We start from the raw sequence: 20,456 nt of genomic DNA, 5'->3' as shown, positions 1-20,456 counted from the left end.
AGGATTGAGAAGACATGGCTACCGACGCTAACCAGGGCACCTGGCTGACCCAGGAGGCATACGACCGCCTCAAGAACGAGCTCGACGAGCTCATCGCGAACCGGCCGGTCATCGCCGCGGAGATCAACGCCCGCCGCGAAGAGGGCGACCTGCGCGAGAACGGCGGCTACCACGCCGCCCGCGACGAGCAGGGCAAGCAGGAGGGCCGCATCCGCCAGCTCCAGGACCTGCTGCGGAACGCGAAAGTGGGCGAGGCGAAGGAGAGCGACGAGATCCAGATCGGCACCGTCGTCACCATCGCCTTCGACGGCGACCCCGACGACACCGAGAAGTTCCTGCTGGGCTCCCGCGAGATCGCCGCGACCACCGAGCTGACGGTGTACAGCCCGGACTCGGCGCTGGGCTCGGCGATCCTCGGGCACAAGGTCGGCGACACCGTCTCCTACAAGACCCCGAAGGGACTCGAGATCTCCGTGAAGATCATCGAGGCCGAGAAGTTCCTGGGTTAGGACCGCGCGAAAGGGGGCCCTCCGCGGAGGGCCCCCTTCGGGCGTTCTAGGCCCGCTGCGTCCAGCCGACGTCGATCCGCTTGCCGTACTTGTCGAAGTAGTGCAGGGCGTCCATGTGGACGGCCACGGTGATCGGCTGCCCCGCGGACACCGGGATGTGCGGGGGGAGCCGGAACACGAGGTCGGCGGGTTTGCGGATCGGTCCCGAGTCGGCCTCGCGGCGCTCGGCCGGGGACTGCCCGAACCCGGAGAACAGGCCGCCGAGGCGCCGCCGCGGCTTGGAGCCGCCGCGCGCCAGGTCCGGCTTGTCGCCGATGCCGTCGGGCACGACCGCGGTCGCGCCGATGTCGAGGAACACGAGCGTCTCGTGGCCGTGGTGCTCGTAGAACCGGACCCGGCCCTGGATCGACTGGCCCGGGTGGCCCTCGGCGACGGGCGCGAGCGCCTCGGCCCGCATCCCGACCACGATGTTCTCCCCGTGGTAGCGGGCGACGGCCCGGCCGCGCAGGTCGTGCCAGGGCAGCCGCAGCTCCTGCTCGCCGAAGTCGAGCGCGACGTACCGGTCGAGGAACACGTTGACGCGGGCCTCGATGAGGTTCATGCGCGGGGTCCCGAGGAACGCCGCGACGTACATCGTCGCGGGCCGCTCGTACACCTCGTCGGGGGTGCCGACGTCCTGCAGGACGCCCTTGCGCATGACCGCGACCCGGTCGGCCATCGTCAGGGCCTCGGTCTGGTCGTGCGTGACGTACAGGGTCGTCGCGTCGTGGCGGCGCACCAGCGAGGAGATCTCGGTGCGCAGCTCGGCGCGCAGGCCCACGTCGAGGTTCGACAGCGGCTCGTCCATGAGGAACAGCTTCGGGCGGCGCACCAGGGCCCGGCCCATGGCCACGCGCTGCTGCTGGCCGCCGGAGAGCTGGCTGGGCTTGCGGTCGATCAGGTCCGAGATGCCGAGGGCGCCGGCCATGTCGCCGACCGCGTCGGGCACCGACTGGGCGCCGTTCTGCTTGCCGAGCTTGAGCGGGAAGCCGATGTTGTCGCCCACGGACATGTGCGGGTAGAGCGCGAAGGTCTGGAAGATCATGGCGGCGTTGCGCTCGCGCGGGGGCAGGTCGTTGGCGTACTCGCCGTCCAGGAGGATCTCGCCGTCGGAGGGCGTCTCGAGTCCGGCGACCATGCGGAGCACCGTGGACTTGCCGCAGCCGGACGGGCCGAGCAGGACGAGGAACTCGCCGTGGTTGACCTCCATGCTGAGCGAGTCCACGGCCAGGGTGTCGCCGGGGAACACCTTCGAGACGTTCTTCAGCGTGACAGCAGTCACCGTTGACTCCAGGGGTTTCAAGGGGATGGACGGTTGGGTTCGGCGGCGGCGCTGGGCGGGCGTTGCCGGTGGATGACTCGCGAGCTTCGCCAGGGTTAAGAGATGACTGTTCGTAGCTTAAGCCTTCCGGGCTCATTGAGTAACGGGGGTCACCCGCTGTTTCATCAGGCGCAGTCGCATGAAGTGAACTCAGGTTCACTCGGTGCCACCTGCGGTTTCGAATCCGGGGAGCGAGCCCCAAGGGTGCGCGGGGTCGACATTTCGGGCTCCGGCAACCGTTATCGGGAGGTTTCGGAGCAGTCCGCGACCCGCCCCGCAACGGTGTGCGGCGATCCCCGGCGGCACGCGCACTACGATCGAGGCGTGACGGAGCTGGTGACACTTTCGGAAGTCCGCAAAGCCGCGGAAGCACTCGACGGGATCGTCCGGCGCACCCCGCTGGAACCCTCCCGGGACCCCGTCCTCGGCGGCGTCCACCTCAAATGCGAGAACCTCCAGCGGGCCGGCTCCTTCAAGATCCGCGGCGCCTACATGCGCGTCTCGGGCCTCAGCGAAGACGAGCGCGAGCACGGCGTCGTCGCCGCCTCCGCCGGCAACCACGCCCAGGGCGTCGCCCTCGCCGCCTCCACCCTCGGCATCCGCTCCACCGTCTTCATGCCCGAATCCGCGCCCCTCCCGAAGGTCGCCGCCACCAAGGGATACGGCGCCGAGGTCATCCTCGGCGGCCTCACCGTCGACGACGCCCTCGAATCCGCGCACCGCTTCGCCGACGAGACCGGCGCCGTCCTCATCCACCCCTTCGACCACCGCGACATCGTCGCCGGCCAGGGCACCATCGCCCTCGAGATCCTCGAGCAGCTCCCCGAGACCGCGACCATCGTCGCCTCCGTCGGCGGCGGCGGGCTCGTCGCCGGCATCGCCGCCGCAGCCAAGCAGCTCAAACCCGGCATCAGGATCATCGGCGTCCAGGCCGAAGGCGCCGCCTCCTACCCGCACTCGCTCGCCGCCGGCCGTCCCGTCAAGCTCGACAAGATGCACACCATCGCCGACGGCATCGCCGTCGGCCGCCCCGGCGACGTCCCCTTCGCACACGTCGCGCGCCTCGTCGACGAAGTCGTCACCGTGACCGAAGAGGACATCAGCCGCGCGCTCCTGTCCCTCCTCGAACGCAACAAGCTCGTCGTCGAACCCGCCGGCGCCACCGCCTACGCCGCGCTCCTCAACTACTCCGTCGCCTACGACGAACCGTGCGTCGCCGTCCTCTCCGGAGGCAACATCGACCCGCTCCTGCTGATGCGCCTCATCGAACACGGCCTCGGCGCCTCCGGCCGCTTCATGCGCGCCAGCCTCCGCTGCGCCGACCGCCCCGGCGCCCTCGCCTCCGTGCTCAGACTCGTCGGCTCCTACGGCGGCAACATCGTCGACGTCTACCACCAGCGCTCCGACCCGCGCCTGTCCGTCGGCGAGGTCTCAGTGGACCTCTCGATCGAGACCCGCGGTTCCGAACACGCGACCGAAATCGTTGCGGCCCTGCGCGACGCGGGGTACTTCGTGTCGGTGGAGGGTCCTAGCATCTGAGTCATGAACAAGACCCTTGATGAACTCATGGAACCCGGCTGGGCCAAGGCCCTCGCCCCCGTCGCCGACGACGTCGCCAAGATGGGGGAGTTCCTCCGCGCCGAAGTCGCCGCCGGACGCAAGTACCTCCCCGCCGCCGAGCACATCCTCCGCGCCTTCCAGCAGCCCTTCGACGACGTCAAGGTGATCATCGTCGGCCAGGACCCCTACCCCACCCCCGGCCACGCCATCGGCCTCTCCTTCGCCGTCGCCCCCGACGTGCGCCCCCTCCCCAAGAGCCTCGTCAACATCTTCAACGAGTACCGCGACGACCTCGGCCACCCCCTCCCCGCCAACGGCGACCTCACCCCCTGGGCCGAGCAGGGCGTTCTCCTGCTCAACCGCTCCCTCAGCGTCGCCCCCGGCACCCCCGCCTCCCACCGCGGCAAGGGCTGGGAGCCCGTCACCGAGCAGGCCATCCGCGCCCTCGCCGAGCGCGGCGGCCCCGCCGTCGCCGTCCTCTGGGGCGCCGACGCCCGCAAGCTCAAGGACCTCCTCGGCCCGATCCCCGCGATCGAGTCCGCGCACCCGTCCCCGCTGAGCGCCCGCCGCGGCTTCTTCGGCTCCAAGCCCTTCAGCCGCGTCAACGCGCTCCTCGCCGAACAGGGCGGTGAGCCGGTCGACTGGAGGCTCCCGGCCCTGCAGGACGCCTGAGCGGCCGGGCTACGGTTGAGGCGTGGGAATCGAGATGCTGGCACAAGAGTTCGGGCCGGAACGCGACCAGGCGATGGCCGGACCGCTCGGGCTGTTCGTGACCGTCTTCCTCGTCGTCGTGACGATCTTCCTCATCCGCGGGATGAACAAGCACGTCAGGCGGCTCAACGAGCGCGTCGCGCGCGAAGCCGCGGCCGCCGAGGCCGCCGCCCGGCCCGCCGAAGACGACACCCCGCGCACCTAGGCCCGACCGTGCCCCGCAAGAACCGCCGCCGGGACGAACCCCGGCGGCCGACCTCCGGCGCCCAGGACCCGACCCTCGTCGACGGACCCGGCGGTCCGCTGCGGGTGCGCCGCATCCCCGGCGCGGGCGCCGACAAGGTCTACCGGTGCCCCGGCTGCGACCTCGAGATCCAGCCGGGCACCCCGCACGTCGTCGCCTGGGCCGACGGCGGCGACGGCGACGACCGCCGCCACTGGCACACCGGCTGCTGGAACGCCCGCGACCGCCGCCGCCCCGGCCGCTGGCGCTGACCGCCGGCGCGCACCGAACCGAGCCCTTCCGGGTGACAGGCCCGCCGCGGGGCCGCCTTCCTGTCGCACCCGCACGGAAAGATCGGACTACCTTCTCCCCGGGCGGGTGGGGGCTCGGGACGGCACCGGCCCGGCCGGCCGCGAGTGCTGCGACACAGCGGCTGGTTTCGCGCCCGCCCCGGCGGGGATAATTCCGGCGTGGCTGTCATCAGATCCGCGAGCATGCTCCCCGCCAGACGCGAGGCGCTCACGCTCCACACCGCCGACGGGCTCGAACTCGTCGGCGAACTCGCCCTGCCCGCCGACCGCGAGCCCGAGGCGACCATCGTGTGCGTCCACCCGCTGCCCACCCACGGCGGCATGATGGACTCGCACATCTTCCGCAAGGCCGCCTGGCGGCTCCCTGCGCTGGCGAACACGGCGGTGCTGCGCTTCAACACCCGCGGCACCGAATCGCAGCAGGGCAAGAGCCAGGGCGCGTTCGACAACGGCGTGGGCGAGCGCTTCGACCTCGCCGCCGCGGTCGAGTACGCCGAGTTCGCGGAGCTGCCGCGGCTGTGGCTGGTCGGCTGGTCCTTCGGCACCGACCTCACCCTCAAGTACGGCCTGGAGCCGGGCGTCGAGGGCGCGATCCTCCTCTCCCCGCCCCTCCGCTACTCGAAAGAGGACGACCTCGAGCGGTGGGCCGACGACGGCCGCCCGCTCCTGGCGCTCATCCCCGAGCAGGACGACTACCTCCAGTACCCCGAGGCGAAGCAGCGCTTCGCCGCGATCCCGCAGGCCGAGGTCGAGGAGATCGCCGGCGGCGGCCACCTCTGGGTCGGCAAGGCCGAAGAGGCCCTGGACCGCATCGTCTCCCGCATCCTCCCCGCGCACGCCCCGCTGCCGACCACTTGGGACGGTCCCATGGAGCGCGGCGACACCTCCGCCTACGCGAACAAGACCGTCGCCGCCTTCGGCGGCTTCCTCCCGAAGCCGGGAGACGAGCAGCGCCCGCCCGAGGCCGGATAGCGCCGGACCGCCCCGCCCGAGCCCGAAAGGGGCGGACCCGCGGACCTGAAGCCGCCTGAAGGCGGCTTCAGGTCCCCTTCAGCTGCACCCCAGCACCATTGCCTCCAGCCCCGGCGCACGGCCGGCGCAGCGAAGGAGGCGGTCATGGAACACCTTGGGGCCCAACGATATGAGCGACACGAGCCTGAAACGGCCGTGCCCGGCGGCGACAGGACGGGCGGCCGCACGCGCCGGCGGCGGTCGCAGCGCGGGCCGACCCGGCCATGCGGCCGCGGACCGACCACGGGTCCCGGGGCTCAGGGGCAGTCGAGGAATTCGATGATGCTGGGCGGCATCGCGGTGTCGGCGCAGCCGGTGACGGCCACGAGGTCGTCGCCCTCGATGCGCCAGACGCGGCGCTCGGTCGAGCCGTCGCCGTCGCCGCCCGAGCCGCCCGGGTAGTCCACCTCGGCCGCGACATAGCCGCCGCCGTCGGCGCACCAGCTCTCGATGATCTCGCCCTCGTCGAGCTGCTCGCTGATCCGCCCGCCGAGCACGGCCGGGTCGGTGCAGACGGTGCCGGTGCTCTCCGGGTTGGTCGCGGCGTAGGTCGCCAGCGCGGCGCCCCCGAGGAGCGCTCCCGTGAGCGCGATGCCGGCGGTCGCGGTGGCGATGGACCGCAGCCGCGGGCGCAGCCCGACCCGCTCGCGGCGGGCCCGGTACGGCGCCAGCTCGGTCGAGACGGCCACGGTCACGGGGCGGAGGCCGCGGCGGGGGAGGAGGCCGGAGGCCACTGAGTCGGGGCGCTGGCCGGGGGCGAAGGGCCCGGCGAGGCTGATGCGGGTGAGGTGCTCGCGGAAGACGTCGGCGGTGGGGCGCCGCCGGGGGTCGGGGCTGAGGGCGGCCCCGATGAGGTCGGTCAGTTCGGCGTCGACGCCGGGGACGTGCGGCACGGGGGCGGCGCGCAGCAGCGGGTCGGCGGCGTCCTCGCGGGCGTGGCGCACCCACGGCAGCCGCCCGCCGAGGGCGGCGTAGAGGACGGTGGCGAGGGCGTACACGTCGCCGGCGGGGCTGGCGGCGACCTCGCCCGCGACGGCGGCGTCGAGGTGCTCGGGGGCGGTGTAGGGGGAGGGGGGTAGGGGGGCGGCCAGGACGGGGGCGGTGACGTCGTAGGCGGTGAGCTGGAGGTGGTGCCCCTGGCCGACGAGGATGTGCGAGGGCTGGATGGCGCCGTGGATGAGGCCGGCGCGGTGGTAGACGGTCACGGCGTCGCTCAAGGCCACGCCGAGGGCGCGCACCTGCCCGGGAGGCATGGGCCCCTGCTCGGCGAGGAGGTCGGCGAGGGTGCGCCTGGCGGTGCCCACCGCCAGGTACGGGCGTCCGTTCTCGGTGAGGCCGACCGCGCTGCAGGGGGACAGATGGGGGTGGGCGGCGAGGCCGGTGAGCTTCGCGGCCCATTCGAGGAAGACTTCGCGGCGGGAGCCGTCGACGCGCTCGTGCGCGACCGTGACGCACAGGAGGTCCGTGGGGTCGGCCGCGACGGTGCCGCTGAAGACGCTGCACACCGCGTCCCGGTGCAGTAAACGGTGGACGGCTGCGGGTCCGACGGTCGTCGTGCTCGACATCCTCACCTCCTCAGGGGGTCAGCTGAACGGTGTCGTGATTTGGCACTAAATGTGAGGCTATCCCATCCGATCGGTCGAGCGGTAGTCGGCCGTAGGGATGTGGCACGATCAGGTGACCAAGTCAATACGCACGGTCATTTCCATGAAGTGAGCCGAAGTCCGATGTGCCCTGTGGGGATCGAGTGTCGGAATTCGGTGAACTGGAAAAGCAACGATTCGGACACGAGACGCATCCGCTGTTGACGGTTGTGGAAAAACGTTGAACTATCGAATCCGTCTTGACCCCAGGGCGACGTCGGTCATGCCCCGGCACCGCCCGGTACGAAGGAGTACTAATGAACGTCAATCGACGTCAACTGATGACCGGCACCATCGGCGCGGCCGCGGTCGCCATGGTCGCCTCCGCATGCGCCTCCGAGGACGGCGGCGGTGAGGGCGGCGGCGGCAAGGTCGGCATCGCGATGCCCACGAAGACCTCCGAGCGGTGGATCCTCGACGGCGACAACCTCAAGAAGGCGTTCGAGGAGGAGGGCTACGAGGTCAGCCTGCAGTACGCGAACGACGTGGCCGCCGACCAGGTGAGCCAGATCGAGACCATGGTCGGGCAGAACGTCGACGTGCTCGTCATCGCCGCGATCGACAACAAGTCGCTCAGCGGTGTGCTCGCCCAGGCGAAGGGCCAGGACATCACGGTCATCGCCTACGACCGCCTCATCCTGGACACGCCGGACGTCGACTACTACGCGAGCTTCGACAACACCCAGGTCGGCACCCTGCAGGGGACCTACATCGTCGAGGCGCTCGACCTCGCGAACCAGGCCGGCCCGTTCAACATCGAGCTCTTCGCCGGCGCGTTGACCGATAACAACACCAAGTACTTCTTCGACGGCGCCTGGGCCGTGCTCGAACCGTTCGTGACCGAGGGCAAGCTCGTCGTCAAGTCGGGCCAGACCACGCTCGAGCAGATCGCGACCGAGAACTGGGACGGCGCCGTCGCGCAGGAGCGCATGGACAACATCCTGTCGAACTTCTACAACGACGGTTCGGTCGTCGACGCGGTGCTCGCGCCCTACGACGGCATCAGCCGCGGCATCATCGCCTCGCTCCAGGGCAACGGCTACACCACCATGCCGGTCATCACCGGCCAGGACGCCGAGGTCGAGTCCGTGAAGTACATCATCGACGGCCTGCAGTCGATGACCGTGTACAAGGACACCCGCGAGCTCGCGGCCACCACGGTCGACATGGTCGTGGCGGTCCTCGACGGCAACGAGCCCGAGATCAACGACGACTCCACCTACGACAACGGCAACAAGGTCGTCCCGGCCTACCTGCTGGAGCCGGTGAGCGTCGACGTGAACAACTACCAGGAAGTCGTCGTCGACTCCGGCTACATCGCCGAAGAAGACCTCGCGTAGGTTCCGCTGGACCTCTTCCTCGGGGACGCCCATGCCCGCCACGGGCGTCCCCGAACCTCTCTCCCCAGAGCTGTCCATTCATTCCAAATAGGACGAAGCAATGACTGAAGAAATCCTCCGTATGCGGGGGATCACCAAGCGGTTCCCGGGCGTGCTCGCGCTCTCCGGGGTCGACTTGGGGGTCAAGCGGGCGACGATCCACGCGCTCGTCGGCGAGAACGGCGCCGGCAAGTCGACGCTCATGAAGATCCTTTCGGGCGTCTACGCCTACGGCGACTTCGAAGGCGAGATCGAGTTCGACGGCGAGCCCGCCCAGTTCAAGAACATCCGCGACTCCGAAGCCGCGGGCGTCGTCATCATCCACCAGGAGCTGGCCCTCGTCGGCGAACTCTCGATCGCGGAGAACATCTTCCTCGGCAACGAGCAGAAGAACCGCGGCGTCATCTCCTGGGACCGGACCAACACCGAGGCCGCCCGCCTCATGCGGCAGGTCGGCCTCCACGACAACCCGGCCACCCTGGTCGAGAAGATCGGCGTCGGCAAGCAGCAGCTCGTCGAGATCGCCAAGGCGCTGTCCAAGAACGTCAAGCTCCTGATCCTCGACGAGCCGACCGCCGCGCTCAACGACACCGACTCCGAGAACCTCCTGGAGCTGCTCCGCACGCTCCGCGACGAGGGCGTCACCAGCATCATCATCTCCCACAAGCTGGGCGAGGTACTGGCGGTCGCCGACCGGATCACCGTGCTCCGCGACGGCCAGTCGATCGAGACGCTCGACACCGAGGCCGACGCCGTCACCGAGGACCGGCTCATCAAGTCCATGGTCGGCCGCGACCTCGAGCACCTGTTCCCGCCGCACGAGCCCAAGATCGGCGAGGTCTTCTTCGAGGTCAAGGACTGGACGGTCCACCATCCCGAGCAGCGCGACCGCGTCATCGTCAACGGCGCGTCCCTGAACGTCGCCCGCGGCGAGATCGTCGGCCTCGCGGGCCTCATGGGCGCCGGCCGCACCGAGTTCGCCATGAGCCTGTTCGGCCGCAGCTGGGGCTCGAACATCTCCGGCACGGCCCTCATGGACGGCAAGCCGCTGCGCCTGCGCAATGTCCCCGAGGCCATCGACGCCGGCCTCGCGTACGCGACCGAGGACCGCAAGCACTACGGCCTGCACCTCGAGTACGACCTGCGCGAGAACTTCACCCTGCCCGGCCTGGGCAAGCTCTCCAAGCGCGGCGTCGTCGACCAGGACGGCATCAACACCGTCTCCGAGCGCCTGCGCAAGGAGTTCGGCGTCAAGGCCCCGTCGGTCTACCAGCTCGCCGGGAACCTCTCCGGCGGCAACCAGCAGAAGATCGTGCTCGGCAAGTGGGTCTTCACCGAACCCGAGCTGCTCATCCTCGACGAGCCGACCCGAGGCATCGACGTCGGCGCCAAGTACGAGATCTACGAGCTGATCCAGAAGCTGGTCGACCAGGGCAAGGGGGTCCTCATGATCTCCTCCGAACTGCCCGAGCTGCTCGGCATGTGCGACCGCATCTACGCGATGAGCGCCGGGCACATCACCGGCCAGGTCGACCGCGAGAACGCCACACAGGAAGAACTGATGCGACTCATGACGCTTGAGACCGCATCCGGGGGAGAAGAACTACGCCAATGAGCACCGTCCAGACCACACCGCGGCCGAGCCTCATCTCGGCCCTGAAGAACATCAACCTGCGCTCCTACGGCATGATCATCGCCCTCGTGCTGATCATGCTGCTGTTCCAGGTCCTCAACGTGACGCTGCAGAACGAGAACTTCATCACGCCGTTGAACCTGACGAACGTGATCCTGCAGAACTCGTACATCCTGATCCTCGCGGTCGGGATGATGCTGGTGATCGTCAACGGCCACATCGACCTGTCGGTCGGCTCGGTCCTGGCGTTCTGCGGCGCCATGTCGGCGATCGCGCTCTCGCACTGGGACTGGCCCTGGTACACCGCGGTGCTCTTCGCCATCGCCCTCGGCGCCCTCATCGGCGTCTGGCAGGCCTTCTGGATCGCGTACGTGCGCATCCCGGCCTTCATCGTCACCCTCGCGGGCATGCTCATCTTCCGCGGCCTGACCCTGAAGGTCCTCGACGCCGAGACCATCGGCACCACCGGCACCTTCAACGAGCTGGCCTCCGGTTACGCCTTCCTCGGCGTGGACCTGCGGCTCCCGACGCTCGTCGTCGGCGTGCTCGGCGCGGCCCTGTACGTGTTCTTCCAGGTGCGCAGCCGCAGGCGCCAGGTCAAGGCCGGCATCGCCGGACGCTCGCAGCTCGCGTGGCTCGCCCAGGTCGTCGCCGTCGCCGCGGTGATCGTCGCCGCCGCGTACGTCTTCTACTCCTACAAGGGCCTGCCGATCATCGGCTGGATCCTGCTGGGCCTGGTCCTGCTGTACACGTTCATCGCCAACCGGACCGTCTTCGGCCGCCACGTCTACGCGGGCGGCGGGAACGAGAAGGCCGCGCTGCTCTCGGGCGTGAAGACCAAGAAGACCACCTTCTGGGTCTTCGTGAACATGGGCGCGCTGTCCGGCCTCGCCGGCGTTATCGTCACCGCCCGCCTGCACGCGGCCACCCCGGGCGCGGGCAACGCGTTCGAGCTCGACGCCATCGCCGCCTCGTTCATCGGCGGCGCCTCCGTCACCGGCGGCGTCGGCACCATCATCGGCGCCGTCATCGGCGGTCTCGTGATGGGCGTCCTGCGCCAGGGGATGCAGGTCCTCGGCATCGCGACCGACACCGTGCAGATCATCCTCGGCCTGGTCGTCCTCGCCGCGGTCCTGTTCGACGTGTGGAACAAGAAGCGCGCCACCGGCGGCGGCGGCCTCATGCCGCCGATCGTCGGCACCACCCCGGGCGGCTCCGGGGACGCCAAGAGCAAGGGCAAGCAGACCGAGGAATCCTCTGAGGAGACCAAGGCCGGCGCCAAGTAGCGCGCCGGACGGCGAACCCCGCTTCCTGACGAAGGGCCCGCAGCGAGACCGCTGCGGGCCCTTCCGCGTCGCCGAGGCCGGCCGTCGACGGCGATTCAAGGACCAGGACGACCGGAACGGCCGGATGCGCTGGAACGACGAGGGCCCGGCGCTCAGCGCCGGGCCCTCCGTGTCGCGTTGCTCAGGAGTACGAGACCTTCTCGGCCGACTCGCTGCTGCTGGCCTGCTTGCCGCCGCTCTGCGCGCGCTTGCGGGCGGCCGCGGACTTGTTCACCGCGCCGTCGCCGGCCGGGGCCGGCTCCTCGGCCGCCTCGCCGCGGCCGCGGCGGGCCTCCTCGATGAGCTTCTTCGCCTGCGCCCGCGCGGTGGCGAGGATGGCCTCGGAGTCGCGCCGCGCGGTCTGCTTGGCGGACTTGGAGAGCTCCTCGGCGCGGCGCTTGGCGTTCTCGGCCTTCTTCTCGGCCTCGGCGATGTACTGGTCCCGGTCGGCCCGGACCTGCTCGGCCTCCAGGCCGGCCTGCTCGAGGATCCGCTGCGCCTCGGCCTTCGCGTCGGCGAGCAGGCGCTCGCGCTCGGCCTCGATCTCGGCCAGCTGGGCGCGGGCGCGCTCGACGTCGGCCTCGGCCTCGGCCTTGGCCCGGTCGGCGTGCTCGCGGAGCCGGGCGGCCTCGGAGGCCGCTTCGGCGGTGATCCGCTCGGCCTCCGCCGCGGCCTCGGCGCGAAGCCGCTCGCTCTCCTCGGCGGCCGCCTCGCTCAGCGCACGCGCGGCGGTCTCGGCTTCCTGCCGCTCCTGGAGGGTCGCCGCGGCGACCTCCTCGCGCATGCGCCGCGTCTCCCGCTCGGTCTCCTCCGTGAGGCGCTGCGCGAGCGCCTCGGCGGCCTCCCGCTGCGCCCGGGCGGTCTCCTCGGCCTCCGCGGTCAGCGCCGCGACCTTCTGCTCGGTCTCGGCCGTGAGCCGCTGCGACTCGGCCTCGGCCTCCTCCAGGCGGCGCTGGGCCTCCTGGCGGAGCCGCTTGGCCTCGTCGGCGGCCTCGGTGCGCGTCAGGGTCGCGTTGTCGGCAGCCTCGGCGCGCAGGCGCGTCGCCTCGTTCTCGGCCTCGGTGCGGACCGACTGCGCGAACGTCTCGGTCTCCTGCTTGAACCGCTCGAGGTTCTCGACGGCCTCGGTGCGCAGGTCCCGCAGTTCGGCCTCGTGCTCGGCGCGCTTGCGCTCGGCCTCCGCCTCGGCCTCGGCGGCGATGCGGTCGGCCTTCTCGCGGGCCTCGGCGATCGCCTGCTCGGCGGCCACCGCGGCGTCGTCCTTGAGCTGCTGGGCCTCGGCGCGCAGGCGCTCGACGTGAGCGACCAGCTGCCGGGTCTGCTCGTCAGCGGCGGCCCGTTTGTTCTCGGCGTCCTGCTCCGCCTCGGCCACCAGCGCCGCGGCGCGCTCCTTCGCCTGGTCCAGCATCGCCTGGGCCTCGCGGGCCCGCTTGTTGATCTCGGCGTCGATGATCGCGCGCCGGTCGGCCTCGGCCTTCTCGGCGGCGGCCCGCCGGGCCTTCAACGTCGTCTCGAAATCCTTGCGCGCCTGCTCGATCTGCGCCTCGGCCTCGCGCAGGCGCTGGTCGGCGCGCTGGTGCAGGTGCTGGGTCTGCGCGTGCGCCTTGGCCTTGATCTCCTCGGCCTGCTCCTCGGCGAGCGTCAGCATGTGCTCGATGCGCACGCCGAGGTGCCGGTAGGAGGCGTTGTCGCCGGCGGCGCTGCGCCGGCGCAGCTCCTGGATCTGGGCCTGCAACTGCTGGATCTGCACGACGAGCCGGTCGATCTGCGCGAGTGCCTCGGCGCGTTCCCCAGCGAGCGTGTCCATCTGGAGCTGCATCTGCTGGAGGTACCGGTCCACCTGCCGCTTGTCGTAGCCGCGCAGGGCGGTCTCGAATCCCCGGTCGATGGGTCCGCCCTCATCGAATCCGGTCAGGAGTTCGGAATCGTCGAGTCTGTCTTCACGCGCCATGCCCTCATCCTCACGTAAGCCGCGTCCCGCCACCTCCGGATAGGGACCGGATGTGACGGGACGCGGCCGAGCTGTGGTTCCTCCACCGTCGACCAACGCCTACGATCATTCTTCACTGTCGTAGGTCTCGACGGTAACGCGGATTCGCCAGGTTTACTTGTTCGTCTGATTTTTCTACTTGTCGCCGTCCTGCTGCCCCAGCGCCCCACCGAGGGCGCCGCTGACCAGACCGCTGAGGTTCCGCAGCGTCTCCTGGACCTGGTCGCGCTTCGCGGTGAGCTCGGCCACCTTGGACTCGGCGTCCTTGGTGACACGCTCCGCATCGGACTTCGCGTCGGCCAGGAGGCGCTCGGCCTCGGCCTTGGCGTCGCTGACGAGCTTGTGCGCGTCCTTCTTCGCCTTCGAGGTGGTCTCCTCGGCGTACTTGTCGGCCTCGCTGCGCTTCTCCTCGCCGCGGGTCTCGGCGGCCTTGGCGCGCTCCTCGGCGTCGCGGGCGCGGTTCTCGGCGTCGGACACGAGCTTCTGCGTCTCGGCGACGGCGCGGGTGTGGCGCTCGGACTCCTCGCGCTCGGCCTTCTCCTTACGCTCGGCCAGTTCGAGGTCGAGGGCCTGGAGGTCCTTGTCGCGCTTCTCCTTCGCCTCGGCGAAGAGCTTCGCGGCCTCGGCGCGCTTCTCCTCGGCCTCGCGGGCGGCCTTGGCACGCAGCTGGGTGATCTCGCGGTCCGCCGTGGCGCGGAGGGTCGCGACCTCGCGCTCGACGGATGCCTTCAGTTCGGCGACTTCGTGGCCGGTGGCGGTGCGCAGCTGCTTGGTCTCGCGCTCGGCGTCGGCGCGGAGGGTCTCGCACTCGCGGCGGGCGTTGGTCCGCAGCTCCGCGACCTCGCGCTCCACCTGGGTGCGCAGGGCGTTGGCCTCGCGCTCGGCGTTCTGCTTCAGGCTGCCGGCCTCGCCGCGGGCGGCGTCGGTGATCTCGCGCGACTCCAGGCGGGCGGCCGAGAGGATGCCCTCGGTCTCGCGCTTCGCCTCGGCGCGGTGCTCGTTGGCCTGCTCCTCGGCCAGCCGCAGGATCTGCTCGACGCGGGTGCCGAGACCGGACAGGGTCGGGCGCGTGTTCTCCTCGAGCTGCTTCTGCTGCTCGGCGAGGCGCTGCTCGAGGCCCTGGATGCGCTGCTCGGCTTGGCGCAGACGACGCTGGGCGTCGGTCATCCGCTGCTCGGCCTCGGTGCGCTGCTGCTCGGTCTGGGTCAGCTTGGCGAGGTTCTTCTGGATGAAGTCATCCACCTGGTGCCGGTCGTAACCCCGCAACTGCACGGGGAATTCCGGCACCGATTGGTCGTTGTCGAAAAAGGTACTGCTGGAGGGCTGCTGCGACATGGACCAATACTTGCAGACGCCAAGGGGAATGTCGACAGCAAGGTCAGGGGTTTGTGCCCGCCGGATCACCCGCAACACTAGCCGCAAATCGGGCGAATCCCTTGGAATGACACGGATGTCGAAACAGGTGAAGTTCCGGTGTCCTCCAGGTGTCACCCGGAAGGCGTCGCCTATCCGACAGAGCGGGCCCTGACCTGCAAGGGCCCCAGCGCACTAAGCGGGTTCGACGAGTTCGACCAGCACGCCCCCGGCGTCCTTGGGGTGCACGAAGTTGATCCTCGACCCGGCGGTGCCCTGCCGCGCCTCGTCGTACAGGAGCCGCGCGCCCCTCGCGCGGAGCGCGTCCGCGGCGGCCGCGACGTCGTCCACGGTGAACGCGAGCTGCTGGAGCCCCGGGCCCTTGGTCCCCAGGAACTTCGCGATCGGCGAGTCGTCCGTCAGCGGCGCGAGGAGCTGCACCTGCGCGCCGCCCTCGGGCCACGCGACCATCACCTCGACCACCCCTTGCGCCTCGTTGACCTCGCGGTGCACGGCCCGGCCGCCGAGCGCGCCCTCGTACCATTCCAGGGCCGCGTCGAGGTCGGGCACCGCGATGCCGACGTGATCGATGCGCCGCAATCCGATTCCGTCCGTGAACGTCATACGATCGAGCGTATCGAGCGAACAGACCAACGGAGGTCCGCCATGAACGACGCAACCGTCATCCTCGCCGCCGCCCGGACACCCATCGGGCGTTTCAACGGCGCGCTCGCCGACATCCCCGCCACCGATCTGGCCGGGACCGCGATCAGAGCCGCCATCGAACGCGCGGGCGTCAGCCCGGACCTGGTCGACCAGGTCCTCCTCGGGCAGGTCCTGCCCGCGGGGTGCGGACAGAACCCCGCCCGCCAGGCCGCCGTGGCCGCCGGGCTGCCCATGCGCATCCCGTCGTTGGCGATCAACAAGGTGTGCCTCTCCGGCCTCACCGCCGTCGGGCTCGCCGACCAGCTCATCCGCGGCGGCGCCGCCGACGTGGTCGTCGCCGGCGGGATGGAGTCGATGAGCCGCGCCCCGCACCTGCTGACGGGCTCGCGCCGCGGCTTTAAGTACGGCGACGCCGTCCTCCTCGACCACCTCGCGCACGACGGGCTCACCGACGCCTACGACGGCATCTCCATGGGCGAGTCCACCGAGCGCCACCTCAAGGGCCGGTCGCTCACCCGAGAGCAGCAGGACGCGTTCGCCGCCGACTCGCACCAGCGGGCCGCCAAGGCCGCCGAGCGCCTCGCCGAGGAGATCACCCCGGTCGAGACCCGGCGCGGCTACGTCGACGCCGACGAGGGGGTCCGCCCCGAGTCGACGCCGGAGAGCCTCGCGCAGCTCCGCCCGGCGTTCACCGAGAACGGCACCATCACCGCCGCCTCCGCGTCGCAGATCTCCGACGGCGCCTCCGCGCTCGTGCTGACCCGCAAGTCGCTCGCCGAGGCCAACGGCTGGGCCTGGACCGCCGAGGTCCTCGCCTACGCGACGGTCGCCGGGCCCGACAACTCGCTGCTCGACCAGCCCGCCAACGCGATCGCCAGGGCCCTCGGCATGGCCGGCGCCTCGGTCGCCGACCTCGACGTGGTCGAGATGAACGAGGCGTTCGCCGCGGTCGTGCTCGCCTCCGCCGAGACCCTCGGCGTCGGGCTCGACCGGGTCAACCCCGACGGCGGCGCGATCGCCCTCGGCCACCCGATCGGGGCCTCCGGCGCCCGCCTCGCCCAGACCCTCGCCCGCCAGCTCGCCCCCGGGCGGCTCGGGGCCGCCGGCCTCTGCGGCGGCGGCGGCCAGGGCGACGCGATCGTCCTCAAGGGAGCCTGATGGGTCTGCCAGACCTGGTGGCGGCGGCCCGCGCGGGAGACCGCCGGGCCACCGCCCGCCTCATCACCGTCGTCGAGAACCAGGGCACCGGCAGCGCCGAGAGCGCCGAGCTCGCCGGACTCACCAAGGGCGGCGACGCCCTGATCGTGGGGATCACCGGCTCGCCCGGCGTCGGCAAGTCCACGCTCGTCTCCGCGCTCATCGCCGCGTGGCGCGAGCAGGACCTGCGCGTCGGCGTCCTCGCCGTCGACCCGTCGAGCCCGTTCAGCGGCGGCGCGATCCTCGGCGACCGCGTCCGCATGGCCGACCACGCCCTCGACCCCGGCGTCTACATCCGCTCGGTCGCCACCCGCGGCCACCTCGGCGGGCTCGCGGCCACCACCGGCGCGGGCGTGCGCCTCCTCGAAGGGCTCGGCTTCGACGTGGTCATCGTCGAGACCGTCGGCGTCGGCCAGGCCGAGGTCGAGATCGCCTCCCTGGCCGACACCACCCTGCTGCTGCTCGCCCCCGGCATGGGCGACGGCATCCAGGCGGTCAAGGCCGGGGTCGTCGAGATCGCCGACGTCTACGTCGTCAACAAGGCCGACCGGCCCGGCGCCGACGGCGCCGTCCGCGACCTGCGCGCCATGATGAGCCTGGTCCGCCGCGAACCCGGCGAGTGGCGCCAGCCGATCTGCACCACCGTCGCCTCCGAGGCGAAGGGGATCGACGACCTCGTCGCCGCGATCGCGAAGCACCGCGACTGGCTCTCCGAGGGCGACCACCTCGCCGACAAGCGCCGCCGCCGGGCGGCGGCCGAGATCCGCGCCCGGGTCGACGCGGCCCTGCGCGAGCGGTTCCGGGTCACCGACGAGCTGGCGGCGGCCGTCGCGAACGGCGAGACCGACGTCGCCTCGGCCGCGAGGAGCGTTCTCGGCGACACCGGCTAAACCTCTTCGCCTTCTCACCATGCGGCTTCGTAGACTGGAACGGTGACAGACGCAGCAGAGAAGACGCCGGCCCCGGAAACCCAACTGCCGAAGACGTACGCGCCCGTAGAGGTAGAGGCGCGACGCTACGCGAAATGGGTAGCCGACGGCCGCTTCAAGGCTGCCGACGACTCCGACCGCGAGCCCTACGCGATCGTGATCCCCCCGCCGAACGTGACGGGGCAGCTCCACCTCGGGCACGCGCTCGACCACACCCTCATCGACACGCTGGTGCGGCGCGAGCGCATGCGCGGCAAGGAGGCCCTGTTCCTCCCCGGCACCGACCACGCCGGCATCTCCACCCAGAACGTGGTGGAGCGCCAGCTCGCCGACAAGGAGGGCCTGTCCCGTCACGACCTCGGCCGCGAGGCGTTCGTGGACAAGGTGTGGGAGTGGAAGGACGTCTACCACGAGCGCATCACCTCGCAGATGAAGAAGATCGGCGACGGCGTCGACTGGGACCGCGAGCGGTTCACCCTCGACGACGGGCTCTCGGCCGCCGTGCAGACCATGTTCAAGCGCATGTACGACGACGGCATGATCTACCGCGCCGAGCGCATCATCAACTGGTGCCCGCGCTGCATGACCGCCCTGTCGGACATCGAGGTCGAGCACCAGGAGGACGCGGGCGAGCTCGTGTCCATGCGCTACGGCGACGGCGACGAGTCGATCGTGGTGGCCACGACCCGGCTCGAGACGATGCTCGGCGACACCGCGGTGGCCGTGCACCCCGACGACGAGCGCTACCGGCACCTGCTGGGGAAGACCGTGGAGGTCCCCTTCACCGGCCGGCGCATCCCGATCGTGGCCGACTCGCACGTCGACCCCGCGTTCGGGACCGGCGCGGTCAAGGTGACCCCGGCGCACGACCCGAACGACTTCGCGATCGGCCAGCGCCACGGCCTGGAGTCGATCCTGATCATGGACGAGCGCGGCGTGATCACCGCGCACGGCCCGTTCCAGGGGCTCGACCGGTTCGAGGCGCGCTCGGCCATCGCCGCCGCGCTGCGGGCCGAGGGCCGCATCACCGCGGAGAAGCGCCCGTACATGCACGCGGTCGGGCACTGCGAGCGGTGCGACACGACGGTGGAGCCGCGCCTGTCGAAGCAGTGGTTCGTGAAGGTGGAGCGCCTCGCGAAGATGGCCGGCGACGCCGTGCGCAGCGGCGAGACCAAGATCCACCCGCCGGAGATGGAGAAGCGCTACTTCTCGTGGGTCGACAACCTCCTCGACTGGTGCATCTCGCGCCAGCTGTGGTGGGGCCACCGGATCCCGATCTGGTACGGGCCGAACGGGGAAGAGGTGTGCGTGGGCCCGGGCGAGACCGCGCCCGACGGCTACGTGCAGGACCCGGACGTGCTCGACACGTGGTTCTCCTCGGGCCTGTGGCCGTTCTCGACGTTCGGCTGGCCCGAGCAGACTCCGGCGCTCGACAAGTTCTATCCGACCGCGGTGCTCGTGACCGGCTGGGACATCATCTTCTTCTGGGTGGTCCGGATGATGATGTTCGGGACCTACGCCATGGGGAAGGCCCCGTTCGGCGAGGTGTTCCTGCACGGGCTCCTGCGCGACAAGCACGGCAAGAAGATGTCGAAGTCCTCCGGGAACGGCATCGACCCGCTCGACGTGGTGGACCAGTACGGCGCCGACGCGCTGCGGTTCATGCTCGCCCGGGACGCCAACCCCGGCGCCGACGCGATCGCGTCGACCGAGCTGGCCGAGGTCGCCCGGAACTTCTGCAACAAGCTGTGGAACGGCACCCGGTTCGCGCTCATGTCCGGCGCCACGGTCGAGGGGGACCTGCCCGTCGACCTGTCGCTGATCGACCGGTGGGTGCTCTCGCGGCTCTCGCGCACGATCGAGGACGTCGACCGGCACCTCGAGCAGTACGAGTTCGCGAAGGCCATGGACGCGCTGTACCACTTCGCGTGGGACGACGTCTTCGACTGGTACCTCGAGCTGACCAAGCCGGTGCTCGCCGAGGGCGGGCCGCGCGCCGACGACACCCGCCGGGTGATCGGCCACGTCTTCGACCAGCTCCTGCGCCTGCTGCACCCGGTGATCCCGTTCGTGACCGAGGAGCTGTGGCTGACGCTCACCGGCACTGAGGACCGAGGGGACTCGCTGACCGTGGCCGCCTGGCCGCGGCCGGCCGGCGCCGACGACGAGGCCGAGCGGCTCGTGGGCGCCCTCCAGCACCTGGTGACCGAGGTGCGGCGCTTCCGCAGCGACCAGGGCGTGAAGCCGAGCCAGCCGGTGCCGGCGCGGTTCACGGGCCTGGACGCGGCGGGCCTGGCCGACCAGGAGCCGCTGATCCGGTCCCTGGTGCGGCTCGAGGCCCCTGGGGAGGACTTCGCGCCGACCGCCGAACTCGCGGTGTCGGACCAGGCCGCGGTCGCGCTCGACACGTCGGGGACGATCGACGTCGCCGCCGAGCGGGCGCGCCTGGAGAAGGCCCTCAAGGTCGCCGACAAGGAGCTGGCCGGGACGGCCGCGAAGCTCGGCAACGAGGCGTTCCTCGCGAAGGCCCCCGACGCCGTGGTCGACAAGATCAAGGCGCGCAAGGCGACCGCCGAGGCCGACATCGCCCGCATCACCGCGCAGCTCCAGCGGCTCGCGTGACCGAGGCCGGGGCCGCGTGCGGCCCCGGCCGCCA

The 20,456-nt window shown here is 70.9% G+C and carries 17 protein-coding genes; 12 read left to right on the top strand and 5 right to left on the bottom strand.

Annotated elements, in window-relative coordinates; translation table 11 throughout:
- The first annotated feature begins 14 nt into the window (after positions 1-14).
- Positions 15-509 carry a transcription elongation factor GreA gene (gene greA, locus GFD30_RS07635; protein ID WP_153024583.1) on the top strand — a complete coding sequence of 165 codons (495 nt, stop codon included), beginning with the start codon at positions 15-17 and terminating at the stop codon, positions 507-509.
- 46 nt (positions 510-555) lie between these two features.
- Here greA and GFD30_RS07630 read toward each other — a convergent pair whose 3' ends face one another.
- Complete coding sequence (locus GFD30_RS07630; protein WP_322633052.1) at positions 556-1,830, bottom strand: ABC transporter ATP-binding protein; 1,275 nt, start codon at positions 1,828-1,830, stop codon at positions 556-558.
- Between the two features lie 363 nt (positions 1,831-2,193).
- Between GFD30_RS07630 and ilvA the strand changes: the two genes are divergently transcribed.
- The 5 genes from ilvA to GFD30_RS07605 all read left to right on the top strand — a co-directional run bounded on the left by ilvA (position 2,194) and on the right by GFD30_RS07605 (position 5,646).
- A complete protein-coding gene (gene ilvA / locus GFD30_RS07625) occupies positions 2,194-3,408 on the top strand; it encodes a threonine ammonia-lyase (protein ID WP_322633051.1) in 1,215 nt (404 codons plus the stop codon).
- A gap of 3 nt (positions 3,409-3,411) precedes the next feature.
- A complete protein-coding gene (locus GFD30_RS07620; protein WP_153024581.1) occupies positions 3,412-4,101 on the top strand; it encodes a uracil-DNA glycosylase in 690 nt (229 codons plus the stop codon).
- Positions 4,102-4,123: 22 nt separating this feature from the next.
- Positions 4,124-4,345, top strand: coding sequence for a hypothetical protein (locus tag GFD30_RS07615; RefSeq protein WP_153024580.1), 222 nt, complete (start codon positions 4,124-4,126; stop codon positions 4,343-4,345).
- 8 nt (positions 4,346-4,353) lie between these two features.
- Entirely contained in the window at positions 4,354-4,635 is a 282-nt protein-coding gene (locus tag GFD30_RS07610) for a hypothetical protein (RefSeq protein ID WP_322633050.1), read from the top strand.
- 81 nt (positions 4,636-4,716) lie between these two features.
- Positions 4,717-5,646, top strand: a complete 930-nt coding sequence (locus tag GFD30_RS07605) for an alpha/beta hydrolase (RefSeq protein WP_407648988.1) — start codon at positions 4,717-4,719, stop codon at positions 5,644-5,646.
- Between the two features lie 296 nt (positions 5,647-5,942).
- Here the strand turns inward: GFD30_RS07605 and GFD30_RS07600 are convergent, their stop codons facing one another.
- Positions 5,943-7,250: a protein kinase domain-containing protein gene (locus tag GFD30_RS07600; RefSeq protein WP_153024579.1), complete on the bottom strand. Its 1,308-nt coding sequence runs from the start codon at positions 7,248-7,250 to the stop codon at positions 5,943-5,945.
- Between the two features lie 335 nt (positions 7,251-7,585).
- Here GFD30_RS07600 and chvE point away from each other — a divergent pair, with 335 nt between their 5' ends.
- The 3 genes from chvE (at position 7,586) to mmsB (ending at position 11,626) form a co-directional block, all read left to right on the top strand.
- Complete coding sequence (chvE, locus tag GFD30_RS07595; protein ID WP_153024578.1) at positions 7,586-8,668, top strand: multiple monosaccharide ABC transporter substrate-binding protein; 1,083 nt, start codon at positions 7,586-7,588, stop codon at positions 8,666-8,668.
- A 100-nt stretch (positions 8,669-8,768) separates the two neighbouring features.
- A complete protein-coding gene (gene mmsA / locus GFD30_RS07590; protein ID WP_153024577.1) occupies positions 8,769-10,322 on the top strand; it encodes a multiple monosaccharide ABC transporter ATP-binding protein in 1,554 nt (517 codons plus the stop codon).
- On the top strand, positions 10,319-11,626 hold the full coding sequence (gene mmsB, locus GFD30_RS07585) for a multiple monosaccharide ABC transporter permease (protein WP_153024576.1): 1,308 nt from the start codon (positions 10,319-10,321) through the stop codon (positions 11,624-11,626). Before mmsA ends, mmsB begins: the two co-directional genes overlap by 4 nt.
- Before the next feature lie 181 nt (positions 11,627-11,807).
- Here mmsB and GFD30_RS07580 read toward each other — a convergent pair whose 3' ends face one another.
- From GFD30_RS07580 to mce, 3 genes are all read right to left on the bottom strand, one after another.
- A complete protein-coding gene (locus GFD30_RS07580) occupies positions 11,808-13,616 on the bottom strand; it encodes a DivIVA domain-containing protein (protein ID WP_153024575.1) in 1,809 nt (602 codons plus the stop codon).
- 174 nt (positions 13,617-13,790) lie between these two features.
- On the bottom strand, positions 13,791-14,990 hold the full coding sequence (locus tag GFD30_RS07575; RefSeq protein ID WP_153024574.1) for a DivIVA domain-containing protein: 1,200 nt from the start codon (positions 14,988-14,990) through the stop codon (positions 13,791-13,793).
- A 213-nt stretch (positions 14,991-15,203) separates the two neighbouring features.
- Positions 15,204-15,632 (bottom strand): methylmalonyl-CoA epimerase, encoded by a 429-nt coding sequence (gene mce, locus GFD30_RS07570; protein WP_153024573.1) that lies wholly within the window; start codon positions 15,630-15,632, stop codon positions 15,204-15,206.
- A 42-nt stretch (positions 15,633-15,674) separates the two neighbouring features.
- On the opposite strand from mce, the gene GFD30_RS07565 reads away from it, so the two are divergent.
- The 3 genes from GFD30_RS07565 to GFD30_RS07555 are packed head-to-tail and all read left to right on the top strand — an operon-like array spanning position 15,675 to position 20,422.
- Positions 15,675-16,832 (top strand): acetyl-CoA C-acyltransferase, encoded by a 1,158-nt coding sequence (locus tag GFD30_RS07565; protein WP_153024572.1) that lies wholly within the window; start codon positions 15,675-15,677, stop codon positions 16,830-16,832.
- Positions 16,832-17,761: a methylmalonyl Co-A mutase-associated GTPase MeaB gene (meaB, locus tag GFD30_RS07560; RefSeq protein ID WP_153024571.1), complete on the top strand. Its 930-nt coding sequence runs from the start codon at positions 16,832-16,834 to the stop codon at positions 17,759-17,761. The genes GFD30_RS07565 and meaB overlap by 1 nt, the downstream gene beginning before the upstream one ends.
- Positions 17,762-17,803: 42 nt before the next feature.
- Positions 17,804-20,422, top strand: a complete 2,619-nt coding sequence (locus tag GFD30_RS07555) for a valine--tRNA ligase (protein WP_322633047.1) — start codon at positions 17,804-17,806, stop codon at positions 20,420-20,422.
- Positions 20,423-20,456 lie beyond the last annotated feature (34 nt).

This window comes from Glycomyces albidus, from assembly GCF_009451885.1.
GTDB lineage: Bacteria > Actinomycetota > Actinomycetes > Mycobacteriales > Micromonosporaceae > Glycomyces > Glycomyces albidus.
This window is presented reverse-complemented; position numbering and strand designations above follow the sequence as displayed.

What these genes read in the sequence shown, in the direction of transcription:
- greA (WP_153024583.1), top strand. Translation starts at nt 15, where the DNA reads ATGGCTACCGACGCTAACCAGGGCACCTGGCTGACCCAGGAGGCATAC.
- GFD30_RS07620 (WP_153024581.1), top strand. Translation starts at nt 3,412, where the DNA reads ATGAACAAGACCCTTGATGAACTCATGGAACCCGGCTGGGCCAAGGCC.
- GFD30_RS07600 (WP_153024579.1), bottom strand. Translation starts at nt 7,250, where the DNA reads ATGTCGAGCACGACGACCGTCGGACCCGCAGCCGTCCACCGTTTACTG.
- chvE (WP_153024578.1), top strand. Translation starts at nt 7,586, where the DNA reads ATGAACGTCAATCGACGTCAACTGATGACCGGCACCATCGGCGCGGCC.
- mmsA (WP_153024577.1), top strand. Translation starts at nt 8,769, where the DNA reads ATGACTGAAGAAATCCTCCGTATGCGGGGGATCACCAAGCGGTTCCCG.
- mmsB (WP_153024576.1), top strand. Translation starts at nt 10,319, where the DNA reads ATGAGCACCGTCCAGACCACACCGCGGCCGAGCCTCATCTCGGCCCTG.
- GFD30_RS07580 (WP_153024575.1), bottom strand. Translation starts at nt 13,616, where the DNA reads ATGGCGCGTGAAGACAGACTCGACGATTCCGAACTCCTGACCGGATTC.
- GFD30_RS07575 (WP_153024574.1), bottom strand. Translation starts at nt 14,990, where the DNA reads ATGTCGCAGCAGCCCTCCAGCAGTACCTTTTTCGACAACGACCAATCG.
- mce (WP_153024573.1), bottom strand. Translation starts at nt 15,632, where the DNA reads ATGACGTTCACGGACGGAATCGGATTGCGGCGCATCGATCACGTCGGC.
- GFD30_RS07565 (WP_153024572.1), top strand. Translation starts at nt 15,675, where the DNA reads ATGAACGACGCAACCGTCATCCTCGCCGCCGCCCGGACACCCATCGGG.
- meaB (WP_153024571.1), top strand. Translation starts at nt 16,832, where the DNA reads ATGGGTCTGCCAGACCTGGTGGCGGCGGCCCGCGCGGGAGACCGCCGG.